Annotated in this window: 14 protein-coding genes; 3 read left to right on the top strand and 11 right to left on the bottom strand. The window is 61.0% G+C overall.

Annotated features, from left to right (window positions below; all coding sequences use genetic code 11):
* Window positions 1–14: 14 nt before the first annotated feature.
* The 6 genes from ACYZTL_RS07065 to kdpF form a co-directional block, all read right to left on the bottom strand.
* Window positions 15–713 (bottom strand): response regulator, encoded by a 699-nt coding sequence (locus ACYZTL_RS07065; protein WP_461954280.1) that lies wholly within the window; start codon window positions 711–713, stop codon window positions 15–17.
* Between the two features lie 49 nt (window positions 714–762).
* Window positions 763–3,414, bottom strand: coding sequence for a DUF4118 domain-containing protein (locus ACYZTL_RS07070; RefSeq protein ID WP_461951167.1), 2,652 nt, complete (start codon window positions 3,412–3,414; stop codon window positions 763–765).
* Window positions 3,415–3,545: 131 nt separating this feature from the next.
* Window positions 3,546–4,091: a potassium-transporting ATPase subunit KdpC gene (gene kdpC / locus ACYZTL_RS07075; RefSeq protein WP_461951168.1), complete on the bottom strand. Its 546-nt coding sequence runs from the start codon at window positions 4,089–4,091 to the stop codon at window positions 3,546–3,548.
* Window positions 4,092–4,289: 198 nt separating this feature from the next.
* Window positions 4,290–6,347 (bottom strand): potassium-transporting ATPase subunit KdpB, encoded by a 2,058-nt coding sequence (kdpB, locus tag ACYZTL_RS07080; RefSeq protein WP_461951169.1) that lies wholly within the window; start codon window positions 6,345–6,347, stop codon window positions 4,290–4,292.
* A 10-nt stretch (window positions 6,348–6,357) separates the two neighbouring features.
* Window positions 6,358–8,052, bottom strand: a complete 1,695-nt coding sequence (gene kdpA, locus ACYZTL_RS07085) for a potassium-transporting ATPase subunit KdpA (RefSeq protein ID WP_461951170.1) — start codon at window positions 8,050–8,052, stop codon at window positions 6,358–6,360.
* A gap of 8 nt (window positions 8,053–8,060) precedes the next feature.
* Window positions 8,061–8,150 carry a K(+)-transporting ATPase subunit F gene (gene kdpF / locus ACYZTL_RS07090; protein WP_007899818.1) on the bottom strand — a complete coding sequence of 30 codons (90 nt, stop codon included), beginning with the start codon at window positions 8,148–8,150 and terminating at the stop codon, window positions 8,061–8,063.
* A gap of 426 nt (window positions 8,151–8,576) precedes the next feature.
* Here kdpF and eat point away from each other — a divergent pair, with 426 nt between their 5' ends.
* The gene (gene eat, locus ACYZTL_RS07095) at window positions 8,577–9,941 is read left to right on the top strand and encodes an ethanolamine permease (protein ID WP_461951171.1); all 1,365 of its coding nucleotides are present in this window, start codon (window positions 8,577–8,579) and stop codon (window positions 9,939–9,941) included.
* A gap of 125 nt (window positions 9,942–10,066) precedes the next feature.
* Window positions 10,067–10,234: a DUF2897 family protein gene (locus ACYZTL_RS07100; protein WP_008006000.1), complete on the top strand. Its 168-nt coding sequence runs from the start codon at window positions 10,067–10,069 to the stop codon at window positions 10,232–10,234.
* Window positions 10,235–10,312: 78 nt separating this feature from the next.
* Here the strand turns inward: ACYZTL_RS07100 and ACYZTL_RS07105 are convergent, their stop codons facing one another.
* Together ACYZTL_RS07105 and ACYZTL_RS07110 are read right to left on the bottom strand one after the other, a co-directional pair.
* A complete protein-coding gene (locus ACYZTL_RS07105) occupies window positions 10,313–11,164 on the bottom strand; it encodes an urea carboxylase-associated family protein (RefSeq protein ID WP_461951172.1) in 852 nt (283 codons plus the stop codon).
* Window positions 11,165–11,179: 15 nt separating this feature from the next.
* On the bottom strand, window positions 11,180–11,833 hold the full coding sequence (locus ACYZTL_RS07110; protein ID WP_461951173.1) for a GntR family transcriptional regulator: 654 nt from the start codon (window positions 11,831–11,833) through the stop codon (window positions 11,180–11,182).
* A 175-nt stretch (window positions 11,834–12,008) separates the two neighbouring features.
* Here ACYZTL_RS07110 and ACYZTL_RS07115 point away from each other — a divergent pair, with 175 nt between their 5' ends.
* A complete protein-coding gene (locus ACYZTL_RS07115; RefSeq protein ID WP_461951174.1) occupies window positions 12,009–12,566 on the top strand; it encodes a TetR/AcrR family transcriptional regulator in 558 nt (185 codons plus the stop codon).
* On the opposite strand, the gene fabF is transcribed toward ACYZTL_RS07115, so the two are convergent.
* From fabF to ACYZTL_RS07130, 3 genes are all read right to left on the bottom strand, one after another.
* Window positions 12,563–13,837 (bottom strand): beta-ketoacyl-ACP synthase II, encoded by a 1,275-nt coding sequence (fabF, locus tag ACYZTL_RS07120; RefSeq protein ID WP_461951175.1) that lies wholly within the window; start codon window positions 13,835–13,837, stop codon window positions 12,563–12,565. The two genes, ACYZTL_RS07115 and fabF, sit on opposite strands and share 4 nt — an antisense overlap.
* A 32-nt stretch (window positions 13,838–13,869) precedes the next feature.
* Window positions 13,870–14,664 carry an SDR family NAD(P)-dependent oxidoreductase gene (locus tag ACYZTL_RS07125; RefSeq protein WP_461951176.1) on the bottom strand — a complete coding sequence of 265 codons (795 nt, stop codon included), beginning with the start codon at window positions 14,662–14,664 and terminating at the stop codon, window positions 13,870–13,872.
* A 205-nt stretch (window positions 14,665–14,869) separates the two neighbouring features.
* Entirely contained in the window at window positions 14,870–15,205 is a 336-nt protein-coding gene (locus ACYZTL_RS07130; protein ID WP_461951177.1) for a ComEA family DNA-binding protein, read from the bottom strand.
* Window positions 15,206–15,279 lie beyond the last annotated feature (74 nt).

Raw genomic sequence — 15,279 nt, forward strand, 5'->3', positions numbered from 1 at the left:
CAGCCAACTCAGAATTAAAGACCACCCTCACTCAACAACCGATACCCCACCCCCGCCTCGGTCACGATAAACCGCGGCTGCGTCGGATCATCCGCCAGCTTCTGCCGCAAATGCCCCACCACAATCCGCAAATAATGACTGTCTTCGGTATGGGTCGGCCCCCAGATGTCCTTGAGCAATTGCTGCTGGGTGATGACCCGCCCCGGATGCCGCGCCAATTGCGCCAGCACCGCGTACTCCTTGCGGGTCAACGCCACTTCGACGCCGTCGAGCAGCACTCGGCGATAGGCCAGGTCAACGGTCAGCGGACCAAACGTCAACGCCGCCTGCTGCGCCTCGCCCACCGGAGCCTGACGCAACAAGGCACGCACCCGCGCCAGAAATTCCTGAATGCCGAACGGCTTGGTCACGTAGTCATTCGCACCGCCATCCAGCGCTTCGACTTTCTGCCCTTCGCCGGCACGCACCGACAGCACCAGCACCGGCACCGTCGACCATTCACGAAACTCGCGCAGCACTTGCTGGCCGTCCATGTCCGGCAGACCGAGGTCGAGCACCAGCAAATCGGGTTTGTTCAGCGCGGCTTGCGCCAGACCTTCGGTTCCGGTGCCGGCCTCCAGCACTTTGTAGCCCTGGGAAGCGAGGCTGATGCGCAGGAATTTGCGGATCTGCGGTTCGTCGTCGATGACCAAAATGGTCGCGGTCTGGCTCATGGTTTCTGATCGTGGCATGGAGAGATCCAAAGGGTATCAGGCTTCACTGTCAGCGCTCACTTTCAAACGCAGGCTGTTCCTGCAATGGCAGGTGAAGTGTGATGCAAGTGCCACGCCCTTCAATACCGTCGCCGACGCTGATTCGTCCACCGTGTGCACCGACCATGCCCTGACAGATCGCCAGCCCCAGCCCGGTGCCCTGCCCACCACGATCACCGCGCGCGGCGGTGTAGAACATGTCGAAAATCTTCGCCCGCTCATCGATGGGAATCCCCGGTCCTTCATCGCTCACCGAGAAGAACAGCTCGTTTTCACCCACTCCGGCGCGCAATTGCAAACGCCCATGAACCGGTGAGAACCGCGCGGCGTTTTCCAGCACGTTGACCAGCGCCTGTTCGATCAGCGCGGCGTGAACGTAGAGCAGTGGCAGCTCCGGAGGCACGTCGGTGCTGACCTGCAACGGCGCCAGCACCGCGCGCAGGCGATTGAGCGAACTGCCAACGATGTCCGCCGGTGACACCCAGTCCCGTGCCAGTTTCAGTGCGCCGTGACCGAGGCGGGTCATGTCCAGCAGGTTTTGAATGTAGCGATCAAGGCGCTCGGCCTCATCGCGCGTACCTTCAAGCAGTTCGCGGCGATCCTCCAGCGGAATGGCTTCGCCGAGGGCCAACAGGCTGTCGATGCTGCCGCGCATGGACGTCAGCGGCGTGCGCAAATCGTGGGACACCGAGGCCAGCAAGGCACTGCGCAGTTGCTCGGTTTCGCCGTGCAGTCGCGCGGCTTCCAGGTCTTCGGCCAGTTGCGCGCGAGCCAGGGCCTGGGCCAGCGGCTGACTCAGCGCGGTCAGCAGACGCCGACGTTGTCCGCTCAAGGTCTGCCCCTCCTTGGCACAGACGCCTAGCAGCGCCAGCGGCCCGTCTTCCACGGACAGCGGCCACCACCACCAACGCCCGAACGGCAGCGTGCCGGTGCCCGCGCCCGCCGGTTGATCGTGTTGCCAGGCCCAATCGGCGGCTGCACGCTCGGTTTCGGTAAACTCCAGCGGGCCACCGGTTTCGATCTTCCAGCCATTCTGGCCGTCGCGATTGAGCAGGCACAGTTGCAGATCGCTCCAGCCGCCGAGGTGCTGGGCCCCGGCGTTGACCACGGCTTGGCGGTCGGTGGCAGCGGTGAGTTTGCGCGACAGGTCGAGCAGTTCGGTGGTCTCTTCCTGGGTGTCGCGCAGCGCCTGCAATTGCCGGCGCTGGCGGGCCGCGAGGTTGCCGGTGAGCGCCGCCATCAGTAGGAAAAACAGCAAGGTCAGCACATCTTCTTCGCGCTGGATGCGGAAGGAGAAAGTCGGCGGGATGAACAGAAAGTCGTAGGTCAGAAACGACAGCGCGGCACAGGCCAGCGCCGGGCCGAGGCTGCTGCGCACCGCCACCAGCAACACGGCGGCGAGGAACACCAGCGAAATATTCGGCAGCGGCAAGACACTCGCCACCGCCCAGGCCATGGCACTGGCGATCACGGTCGCGACCAGCGCCAGTGCATAGTCGAACCACACCAGCGAATGAACCGGACGTTGTCGTGGTTGATCCTGTTCGTGATCGCTGTCGATGACGTTGATTTCCAGCCCGCGCGCATGGCGCAACAAACGCGCCGCCAAGCCGCCACCAAACAGCCGACGGCGCAATCGCTGCCGGGACTGGCCGACCAACACCAGACTGGCGCGGCGTTCGGCGGCATGCTGAATCAGGGTTTTCGCCACCTCGCCGGCCCGCAGCAACACCACTTCGCCGCCGAGGCGTTCGGCCAGTTGCTGGGCACTTTGCAGGCGCAAACGCGATTGCTCGTCGCGCACGCTGCCATTGTCCACGTGCACCAAACTCCACGGTAAATGCCGACGCTGGGCAACGCGGCTGGCGTGACGCACCAGACGTTCGGCCTGAGCATCGCCATCGACGCCGACCAGCAGCCGACCGCGCACGGCGGGTGCGGACTGACCGAGTTGACGATAACCCTGGGCCAGATCGTTATCGACCTGAGCCGCAGCGGTTTGCATCGCCAGCTCACGCAAGGCGGTAAGGTTTGTCTGGGAGAAGTACGCATCGATGGCCGCCCGCGCCTGCTCCGGCACATAGACCTTGCCGTCACGCAGTCGCTCAAGCAGCTCGCGTGGGGGCAAGTCGACCAACATCAATTCGTAGGCTTCTTGCAGTACCCAGTCCGGCAGGGTTTCGCGGACCTGCACGCCGGTGATACCGCGCACCTGATCATTGAGGCTCTCCAGGTGCTGGACATTGACCGTGGTGTACACATCAATGCCGGCGGCGAGCAATTCCTGAATGTCTTGCCAACGTTTGGCGTGACGACTGCCCGGTGCGTTGGTGTGGGCCAGTTCGTCCACCAGCACCAGTTTCGGTTTGGCGGCGAGTACGCCGTCGAGGTCCATTTCTTCGAGGATCACGCCACGGTATTCCGAGCGCACCAGGGGTTGTTGCGGCAAGCCGCCGAGCAGCGCCTCGGTCTCGGCGCGACCATGGGTCTCGACTACGCCGGCGATGAGCTTCACGCCTTGACGCAGTTGGGTGTGGGCAGCTTGCAGCATGGCGTAGGTCTTGCCGACACCGGGTGCGGCGCCGAGGAAAACCTTGAGCCGGCCACGGCCGTCGCGGGGCAGGTCTGCTAACAGCGCGTCGGCGCGGCCGGAGTCACTCATCTGTCATTGCCTTGTTCGACTTTAAATGGGGGGTGTTGCCTTAAAAGATCGCAGGCTTCGCCAGCTCCTACATTTGGCCGAGTCAGCACCGCGATCCCCGTAGGAGCTGCCGCAGGCTGCGATCTTTTGATTTACAGCTTTTCCAGCGCGGCATTCAACTTCAGCACATTCACCACCGGCGGCCCAACGAGCGGTTGCTCGATGTGCGCAGTCAGCAGATTCTGGAGCGTCGCCACAGGCAGATTACGCGCCGCCGCAACACGCGCCAGTTGATAGGCAATCGCGGCCGGTGGCAAGTGCGGATCGAGGCCACTGCCGGAGGTGGTGACCATCGCCAATGGCACTGGGCCCTGACCTGGCACCAGCAGTTTATTGGCATCGTCGATCACCCGAGTGGCCAGCGCAGGGTTGCTCGGCGAAAGGTTACTGGCACTGCTCGACACCGTGGCGAAAGCACCGGCGGATGGCCGTGGATGGAACCAGGCATCACCGACGAAATCCTGGGCAATCAGCGACGATCCACGGACCTTACCGTCGGCGTCATGTACGAGGCTGCCGTTGGCTTGATCCGGGAACGCGACCTGGGCGACACCGGTGACCACCAGGGGGTAAGCGACGCCGGTGATCAGGGTCATCAGGACCAGCAGGCTCAGGGCCGGACGTATCATTGTGGACATTTCAAAATCCTCGAATCAGTGAGAGGCACACACATAACCCGTGGCGAGGGAGCTTGCTCCCGCTCGGCTGCGCAGCAGTCGTAAACCGGTCAATGCGGTGTGCCTGAATAAACACAGTGCCCAGGGTGGGGCTGCTTCGCAGCCCAGCGGGAGCAAGCTCCCTCGCCACAAAAGCAGCCTCCACCCGCCCATCAACAATCAAACCAGATGCAACGCCGTCAACAGCATGTCGATCGCCTTGATGCCCACGAACGGCACCAGAATCCCGCCCAATCCATAGATCAGCAGATTGCGACGCAGCAACGCTGCCGCATTCGCCGCCTGCACCCGCACGCCGCGCAAGGCCAGTGGAATCAGCACCACAATGATCAAGGCGTTGAACACGATCGCCGACAGAATCGCACTCTGCGGACTGCTCAAATGCATCACGTTGAGCACACCCAGTTGCGGGTAGATCGAGGCGAACAGCGCTGGCAGGATCGCGAAGTATTTGGCCACGTCGTTGGCGATGGAAAAGGTCGTCAACGCACCACGGGTCACCAGCAATTCCTTGCCGATCTGCACCACGTCCAGCAACTTGGTCGGATCGCTGTCGAGGTCGACCATGTTCGCCGCCTCGCGCGCCGCCTGGGTGCCGTCGTTCATCGCCATGCCGACGTCTGCCTGGGCCAGGGCCGGGGCGTCGTTGGCACCGTCGCCGCACATCGCGACCAGACGACCGTCGTTCTGCTCGTGACGAATACGCGCCAGTTTTTTCTCCGGCGTGGCTTCGGCCAGCACGTCGTCGACGCCCGCTTCGGCCGCAATGGCTGCTGCGGTCAGCGGGTTGTCGCCGGTCACCATGACGGTGCGGATGCCCAACTTGCGCAGCTCGGCGAAACGCTCGCGGATGCCGGGCTTGACCACATCCTTGAGGTGAATCGCACCGAGCAATTTGCCGTCGGCGCAGACCAGCAACGGCGTGCCGCCGCTTTGGGCAATCTTGTCGATTTCACGGGACAGGGTGAGTGCGAGATCAGCGCGCTTCAGGCCGACGAACGCCAACAACGAATCCACTGCGCCCTTGCGATAAATACGGCCCTGATAGTCGACACCGGACAGACGAGTCTCGGCACTGAACGGTACGGCAGTCAGCAGCTCGGCGGATGGCTCAGGCTGAGGGTGAATTCCGCGCAAGTACTCGACGATGGACTTGCCTTCCGCCGTGTCGTCGGCCAGCGAGGCGAGCAGCGCGCCTTCGGCCAGTTCCTTGACGGTCACGCCTGGCGCGGTATACACCGCGGTGCAGCGACGGTTACCAAAAGTGATGGTACCGGTCTTGTCCAGCAACAGGACATGTACGTCCCCCGCCGCTTCCACGGCACGGCCGGATTTGGCGATCACGTTCAGGCGCACCAGACGGTCCATACCGGCGATACCGATGGCCGAGAGCAAACCGCCGATGGTGGTCGGAATCAGCGTGACCAATAGCGCCACCAGGAACACCAGCGGCAGGCTGCCGTTGGCGAAGTGGGCGAACGGTTGCAGGGTGACGACCACCAGCAGGAAGATCAGCGTCAGACCGATCAGCAGGATGTCGAGCGCCACTTCGTTCGGGGTTTTCTGGCGTTTGGCGCCTTCGACCAACGCGATCATGCGGTCCAGGGTCGACTCACCGGGGTTGGCGGTGATGCGTACCAGCAGCCAGTCGGAGACCAGTCGGGTGTTGCCGGTGACGGCCGAACGGTCGCCGCCGGATTCGCGGATCACCGGCGCGGATTCACCGGTAATCGCTGCTTCGTTGACCGCCGCGATGCCTTCGATCACTTCGCCGTCACCGGGGATCATTTCCCCGGCTTCGACGCGCACCACATCGCCCTTGCGCAGGCTGGTGGCCGGCACCACTTGAAAGGTGCCGCTACTGGTTTTGCGCCGGGCGCTCAAGCCTTCGCTACCGGCCTTGAGGCTGTCGGCGCGGGCCTTGCCGCGACCTTCGGCCAAGGCTTCGGCGAAGTTGGCGAAGAGCACGGTGAACCACAGCCACAGCGCGATTTGCGCGGCGACGAAGGTTGGCACGGCGCTGTCGGGAATGAAGCACAGCACGGTGGTCAGGACCGCGGTCAGTTCGACCACCAGCATCACCGGCGCACGCTGCAATTGCCGTGGGTCGAGCTTGACGAAGGCTTGCACCAGCGCCGGGCGCCACAGGGCCGAGATCGCGGTTTTCGGTTGTTCCGGCGCCTTGACGGTGGCGACTTTAGTTACGGGCATATTCATCAAATAGTCCTCAGAAGCCCATGCTCAAGTGTTCAGCAATCGGACCCAGCGCCAATGTCGGCAGGAAGGTCAAACCACCCACCAGCAAAATGGTCACGGTCAGCAACGTCACGAACAACGGACCGTGGGTCGGGAAGCTGTTCTGGCCAATCGGTGCGGTTTTCTTCATCGCCAGGCTGCCGGCCAGAGCCAGTACCGGGAGGATGTAACCGAAGCGACCGATCAACATGCCAAGACCGAGCATCAGGTTGTGGAACGCGGTGTTGGAGCTGAAGCCACCGAATGCAGAACCGTTGTTGGCGCTGGCGGAGGTGTAGTTGTAGAGCAATTGGCTGAAACCATGGGCGCCAGGGTTACTCACCGAGGCCACCGGGCCTGGCAGGCTCGCGGCGATTGCACCGAGCACCAGCACGCCGACCGGCATCACCAGCAAGGTCACTACCAGCAGTTGCACTTCCTTGGCTTGCAGTTTCTTGCCGAGGTATTCCGGCGTGCGACCGATCATCAGGCCGGCGAGGAACACCGCGATCAACACGTTGAGCAACATGCCGTAGAGCCCGGCGCCGACGCCGCCGAAGATCACTTCGCCGACCATCATATTGACCATCCCGACCATGCCGGTCAGCGGGTTGAGGCTGTCGTGCATGGCGTTGACCGAACCGTTGGAGGCTGCGGTAGTAGCCACCGACCACAACACCGTGGCCGTGGTGCCGAAACGCGCTTCCTTGCCTTCCAGCGGTGCGGTCTGTTCGACGGCGACGTTGTTCAGGGCAGGGTTCGGCTGGTATTCAGCCCATAGCGAGGTGGCGCCGCCGATCAGGAACAGTGCGAACATGCAGGCAATGATCGCGCGGCTCTGACGCAGGTCCTTCACGTAGTGGCCGAAGGTGAACACCAGCGCGACCGGGATCAGGATGATCGAAGCCAACTCGAACAGGTTGGTCCACGCCGTCGGGTTCTCGAACGGGTGCGCCGAGTTGACGCCGAAGAAGCCACCACCGTTGGTGCCCAATTGCTTGATCGCAATCTGGCTGGCGGCCGGGCCGAGCGGGATCACCTGATCGACGCCTTGCATGGTCACGGCATTCACGTATTGCGCGAAGGTTTGTGGCACGCCCTGCCAGACCAGATACAGCGCCAGCAGCAGGCACAGCGGCAGCAGGCCGTAGAGGGTGGCGCGGGTCATGTCGACCCAGAAGTTGCCCAGGGTTTTGGTCGATTTGCGACCGATACCGCGGCACAGCGCAACCAGCACAGCGAGGCCAGTGGCGGCGCTGACGAAGTTCTGCACGGTGAGGCCGGCCATCTGACTCAGGTAGCTCAGCGATGCTTCACCGCTGTAGGCTTGCCAGTTGGTGTTGGTCACGAAACTGATGGCCGTGTTAAAGGCCAGCGTCCACTCCTGACCCGGCAGGTTTTGCGGATTCAGCGGCAGATGGTCCTGGAACAACAGAATCACGAACAACAGCAGGAAGCCCGCCAGGTTGAATGCCAGCAAAGCCAGGGTGTATTTCTGCCAGCTCTGTTCGGCCTGCGGATCAACGCCGGCCACCCGATAACAGCCACGCTCCACAGGTCCCAGGATCGGTGTCAGCCAGGTGCGCCGGCCTTCCATGACCTTGTAGTAGAACCGCCCGAGAAACGGTGCCGGGATCAGCACCAGGGCGAAGAAGGCCAGGATCAGCCAATAGTCATAACTGTGCATAACTGCTCCTAGTTCCGGTCCGCGCGCAACAGCGCAACCAACAGATAAATGAACAGCCCCACTGCCAGCAGCAGTGACACCCCATCCAGAACGCTCATGGAAGTTCTCCGTGTTACGGCGTATTGCCGCGTGTGGCGTCATTGTCGGAAGGAAAGCTGTAAAGGAACGAGAGCGAGGGGTGTGGCGGGACATAAAGAAAGCGTAAAGAGTGGGTTTATGGCTTTTTTACAGCCAAGTTATGCGGCGTTTGTTCGGGCCTCTTCGCGAGCAAGCCCGCCCCCACCTTTGATCTACAGCGGACATAGAATTCGTATTCAATGCCGATCAACTGTGGGAGCGGGCTTGCTCGCGAAGGCGGCATAACAGACAACACTGCCCCCAACTGGCGCACCAAAAGGCGTGTATCCAGCAGCGAACATCCCCGATACGACACCTTTTTACGCTTTACGACGGCCATCACAACACTGGCACGCCCACTGCACACGCCCTCCCCCGAGCTTTCCAAACCGTTCAGGGAGCAAACGATGAACACACAACTCAAACCCACGCTGGGCACACTGCACCTGTGGGGTATCGCGGTCGGGCTAGTCATTTCCGGTGAGTATTTCGGCTGGAGTTACGGCTGGGGCGTGGCCGGGACACTCGGTTTTCTGGTGACCTCCTTCATGGTCGCCACCATGTACACCTGCTTCATCTTCAGTTTCACCGAGCTGACCACCGCCATTCCCCACGCGGGCGGTCCCTTTGCCTACAGCCGCCGCGCCTTTGGCGAGAAAGGAGGATTGATCGCCGGGTTGGCGACGCTGATCGAGTTCGTTTTCGCCCCACCGGCCATCGCACTGGCGATCGGCGCGTATCTGAACGTGCAGTTTCCGGCTCTCGACCCGAAACACGCTGCGGTCGGCGCCTACATTGTGTTCATGGGCCTGAACATCCTCGGCGTGAAACTGGCGGCGACTTTCGAGCTGGTGGTCTGCATCCTGGCAGTCGCCGAGTTGCTGGTGTTCATGGGCGTAGTGGCGCCGGCGTTCAGCTTCAGCAGTTTCGCGCTGAACGGCTGGGCCGGTTCTGATGTATTCGGGGCACCGGCGATTGCCGGAATGTTCGCGGCGATTCCGTTCGCGATCTGGTTCTTCCTCGCTATCGAAGGCGCCGCCATGGCGGCCGAAGAAGCCAAGGATCCGAAACGCACGATCCCCAAGGCGTACATCAGCGGCATTCTGACCCTGGTGTTGTTGGCGATGGGTGTGATGTTCCTTGCTGGCGGCGTCGGCGACTGGCGCACCCTGTCGAACATCAACGACCCGCTGCCACAAGCGATGAAAACCGTGGTCGGCGAAAGCTCCAGCTGGTTGCACATGCTGGTGTGGATCGGTCTGTTCGGCCTGGTGGCGAGTTTCCACGGAATCATTCTCGGCTACTCGCGGCAGTTCTTCGCCCTCGCCCGTGCCGGTTATCTGCCGGCGTCGCTGGCCAAACTCTCGCGCTTCCAGACGCCACACCGGGCCATCATCGCCGGCGGTGTCATCGGCATCGCGGCGATCTACAGCGACGGCTTGATCAACCTGGGCGGCATGACGCTGACGGCGGCAATGATCACCATGGCGGTGTTCGGCGCAATCGTGATGTACATCATGAGCATGCTCAGCCTGTTCAAACTGCGTAAAACCGAACCAAACCTGGAGCGTACGTTCCGCGCGCCGTGCTACCCGTTGGTACCGTTCATTGCATTGGCGCTGGCGGTGGTATGCCTGGTGGCAATGGCCTGGTTCAACGCGCTGATCGGGCTGATTTTCCTCGGCTTCATGGCGGCGGGTTTCGTGTACTTCATGCTGACTGCGCAACTGCGTGCCGATGCGCCGGCGGATGCGATGCTGACCGGGCTCTAAACAGTCGCCGTGCTGCTGTCATATCAGGCATAGAATGGAACCACTGCGAAACTGATTCGCTCAAAGTGGTATGCACGATCGGTTGACGAAATCCGTCAACCGGCCTGCCCTCAAGGAGAGCCCCTATGCCCTGGTATGCCTGGTTGATTCTGATCGTTGCAATCGGCTCGATCGTGGGTGGTTTGATGATGTTGCGCGACACCGCCAACAAAGTTGAACTGACCGAAGAGCAACGCAAACGCGTTGCTGAACGCAATGCGGAAGCGGACGCCAAGGATGCGCAGGACCGCTAGATCAAAAGATCGCAGCCTTCGGCAGCTCCTACGCTGTTTACCCTGTAGGAGCTGCCGAAGGCTGCGATCTTTTCGCTGTTATTTTTCCCATTCGGCCTTGGCAATGTGCAAGCCATGCATCCCTTTGTAGGCCGCACGCTCCGGCTGGTTCCAGCCTTCAAGCAACGAATCCTCCAACCTGTAAATTTCCACCCCCAACGGGCGACACACGCTGAGCGGGTCCTGCGCATCCGGCCCCCACATGGCCAGCGACAGATCGCCGCCCGGACAGGTCGACAGCGCACACAACACATCAATCTCGGCAAAGAACTTCAGGTAATCGCCCTTCTGCGCCGGACAGGCTTTCATAAAGTACATGTCGTCGTGGTTGAGGCCCGTGCACTGGAAAATGTTCAGCACGTCATGCACGTCGAATTCGGTCAGGCCATGGGGCAGCACGGCGCGCGTCAGGTTGGAGTGGCAGTGATGATGGAAGTCTTCGCCGGTGAGCATTTTGTTCACATAGGGATCGCAGCGAGTGCCGAGCAAATCGTGCAGGCGACCGCCATGTTCGTCGATGCCGTAACCAGCCAGGCTGTCATCGGTGATCGTCACCAGCGGGCGTAAAAAAGGCAGGTTCGACCAGAGCCGATCATGTGTGCTGACGTGCGCGCCCTGCAATTGCCGGGTTCGCGCCGCCCACAGACGTTCACGCGGATCGTTGGCATTCCAGACGTTGAAATCTCCTACTTGCGGACCGACCGGCGTGGTCACGCGAAACACTTGCCCGGCCGGGACTTTCCAGGCGCGGCCGGTGCGGATCGGCACTTCGAATTGTTCGATCAGCGTGCGGCCGTCCTTTTTGTCGCGGATCCGTTCGTAAAAGGCCTTGTCCACCTGCAAGGCCGAGCCTTTGCTGACTTGATAAGCCGCCGGATAGTCTTTGTACATGGCACGAATCCTCGATCAGTGATGGGAGTTTGGGGCAAGCATTTGCAACAGGAACTGTTCGGAGTCGTCGAGATAAAGGCTCATGGCGTCCTCGGCGGCGCGCTTGTCGCCTTCGGCGAGCAATTCATGGATCTGCCGGTCGCGCGCGAGCCAGGGCGCTTGAAACCTCGATTCATCGGGAGCGGTGCAAAACACCAGGCGCAGTTGCGCGACGACATTGGTGAAGAACTCATCGAACATCGGACTGCGAAGCAACCCGACGATGTGTTGATGAAACGCCAGACTGTGAGTGCCGACGGCGCGCCAGTCCTCGCGTTCACGGGCCAGCTCGGTGGCTTCCAGCGCTTCCAGCATCCGATCGGACTGATAGTCGCGCAGCGGCCGACTCGCGCTGATGGCTTGCAATTCGAGGGTGCGACGTACATTGAACAGGTCACGCACATCCTCCGCTCCCAGCCTGCGCACCATCACGCCTTTATTGCGCACATAACGGGTCAGACCTTCCTGCCCCAGACGATGCAAGGCTTCGCGGATAGTGTTGCGGGAAGCGTTGTAGGCCGAGACCAGGTCGTTTTCCACCAACGCCATGCCGGGGAGCAAACGGCCGCCAATGATGTCGGCACGCAACTCCAATGTGATGTGATCGGCCAGGGACAGTCCGCTGTTCATGCTCATCGCCTTTGATTGTTCAACAATCGTCAGCGAATGAGTAATCACTATCCGTGCCAGCTCATTCAATGCGCGATGACGGAGTTGGACGCATCTGCATGCTTTTTAGAAGTAGAAGTACAGTCACCATCCCATTTTCATTGGTTAAGATGGCGCATTGTTGCGGAGATTCAAGATGCGTTACACGCAGGACCATAAAGCCCAGACCCATCAACGCATCATCAAGGAAGCCTCAGCGCGATTTCGCCGTGACGGTATTGGCGCGACCGGCCTGCAACCTCTGATGAAAGCACTGGGCCTGACTCACGGTGGCTTTTACTCGCATTTCAAATCCAAGGATGAACTGGTAGAAAAAGCCCTGCAGGCTGCCGGCGATCAATGCGACCTCGTCTGCGCCGAGCTGTTCGCCCAGGAACACCCGCTGGAAGCGTTCATCGACACCTATTTGTCCGAATGGCACCAGACTTCGCCCGATGAAGGGTGTCCGCTGCCGACCATGTCATCGGAGCTCGGCTTGCGTGGCCAGCCAAGTCCGACTTCGGATGTGGTGCTCAACGCGAGGCTTGAACAAATACAAGGAACCCTTGAAGGCGAGGACGCCGCCGACCAGAGCATCTTCATTATGTCCGCGCTGGCCGGGGCGTTGATGCTGTCGCGCAGTGTCGAGAGCCCCGAGCTGGCTCAGCGGATTCTCGACGTCACACGCGAATTTCTCAAACAACCCCGGGATTAACCCTGCCAGCGTTTGAACAATACGCTGGCGTTGACCCCGCCAAAGCCGAAGCCGTTGGACAGCGCGTATTCGATAGCCATCGGTCGCGCCTTGCCGTGAACGATATCCACACCTTGAGTGGCCGGGTCCGGGTTATCAAAATTGAGAGTGGCCGGCACGATCTGATCTCGAATTGCCAACAGGGTGAAGATCGCCTCGATCCCGCCCGCCGCGCCGAGCAAATGCCCGGTAGCCGACTTGGTTGACGTGACCGCTATCTTGTTGTCTGAGCCGAACAACGACTTGATCGCCGCCAGCTCCCCCAGATCGCCGACCGGTGTCGAGGTGGCGTGAGCGTTGAGATGCTGCACCTGGTCCGCAGAAATACCCGCCTGAGCCAACGCCAGTGACATCGCCCGTCGTGCACCACTGCCATCTTCGGGGCCCGCAGTCAGGTGATAGGCGTCGGCACTGGTGCCGTAACCGACCAGTTCTGCCAGCGGTTGCGCGCCACGAGCCAGAGCATGTTCCAGGGATTCGATCACCAGAAGACCTGCGCCCTCGCCCATGACGAAGCCATCGCGATCACTGTCGAACGGGCGCGAAGCACGTTCCGGGGTGTCGTTGAAACCGCTGGACAAGGCGCGAGCAGCGGCGAACCCGGCGAGGCTGACGCGATCGATCGCCGCTTCCGCTCCGCCACACACCGCAATATCCGCCTCGCCGCTACGAATCAGCCGCGCCGCATCGCCAATCGCCTGAACCCCGGCCGCACACGCCGTTACCGGAGCACCCAGGGGACCCTTGAAACCATGCTGGATCGACACATGGCCTGCGGCCAGGTTGACCAGAAAAGAAGGAATGGTAAATGGCGACAAACGCCGTGGGCCACGGCTGTCCGTGGTGCGCACCGCATCGGCAATCGCGCCGAAGCCGCCGACGCCCGAACCGATGATGGTGGCCGTGCGCTCCTGAGCATCAGCGGTTTGCGCCTGCCAACCGGCTTGCTCAAGCGCCTGACGCGCCGCTTCCATGGCGAACAAAATGAAGCGGTCCATTTTCTTCTGCTCTTTGGGCGGCGTTGCCCGGTCCGGGTCAAAACCCGCCTCGGCGTCATCGGCCAGCGTCGGCACTGCACCACCGACCTTGGCCGGCAGATCGGCCACTACTTCGTCCGGCAAATTGCGCAAACCGGAACGTCCGGACAACAGACGCGCCCAGACCGCTTCGACACCACTACCCAGCGGCGACACCAGACCCATGCCTGTTACAACCACTCGACGATCACTCATACCGCAATGTCCTCATGCCGATTTCTGGTGTGTTATTTGTAACGCGCAGCAGCTTTGCTTTTGGAAAGGTTTGGCCCCAAAACGTGTCGCGCCGCGACAAAGGCGTCCCAGTCGGCGGCATCCGGCAGCGAGGGAATGGTAATGAGCTCGCCTTGATCCAGGCCCGACAGAGCCGCGTCGACCATTTCATCTGCATCCATGGCCATGTCAGCCGGAAGCTGGTTGAAATCGATGCCTGCACGCTCCCAGATTTCGGTACGTGTCACGCCAGGCAATACGGCTTGAACCTTGACACCCGTGCCATCGAGTTCGGCATTCAGCGACTGCGTGAGACTTAGGACATACGCCTTGCTCGCGGTATAAGTCGCATTGAAACGCTCGGGGAACAACGCCACGACCGAACCGATATTAATAATCGTGCCCCTGCCCGCCTTGGCAAAACTGGCCGCCGCCGCCGATGCCAGACGCGTGACCGTCGTGACGTTCAGTTGAATCAATCGCTCCAGTTGCTCCAGATCGGAGTTGGCCAGCAAGCCATCCGCCGCGACACCGGCATTGTTCAATAGCAGGCTGATACTCGAATCGCTGCGGAGGCGCTGCTCGAGTTTCAGCACGTCATCTTTTTGGGTCAGGTCTGCCTTGAGCACTTCGACCTGAACGCCATGTTCGGCGCGCAGCTTGCTGGCCGCCGCCTCCAACCGCTCCTGATCACGAGCTACCAGCAACAAATCATAACCGCGCGCTGCCAACCGCTCAGCGTAGATGGCACCGATACCGGAAGAAGCACCGGTGACGAGAGCCGTACCTTGGGTCTGGACAGAATTCATGACAGTGCTCCTGGAAATGTGTGAGGAGAAGACAAGTGCCTGCGCTTCAGAGCGCTTCGGCCGACAACGAATTTATTATAGGCATAATTTAACGCCAATATGATAGTCGTAATTTTTTCTATGCCGACGGGAGGCACTCAATCGCGGCAGACGCCGAAAGCAAAAAGGCCGGTCAATGACCGGCCCCTGGCGCTGAATTACAAGCTTAGTTCACCTCGAGCTTTTCGCGGTTCTTATCCAGAATCGCTTTGCCGATGCCTTTCACTTCGAGCAGTTCGTCTACCGAGGCAAATGGCCCATTAATCTCTCGATAAGCAACAATCGCCTTGGCCTTGGCCTCCCCTACGCCAGCCAGTTCCCTTTGTAGCGTCGGGGCATCGGCCTGGTTCAGATCGACCTTGTCAGACTGGACTTTAGGTGAAATCTCCATGACCAGAGGTGCGTTGTCAGCCCCGGGCTTGGCCGTCGGTGCAGCAAAAGCTGCAACAGAGGTGCTGGTGAGCAGGGCAAAAACCAGAGAGTAGAAGTAGCCAGTACGCATAAATGGAGCTCCATGACATCGATTGGGAAAGCAGCTTTTCCGAAGCTGCCTTCCAAACTTAGGCGATACCTGGA

The sequence above is a fragment of the Pseudomonas sp. LB3P81 genome, assembly GCF_054897965.1.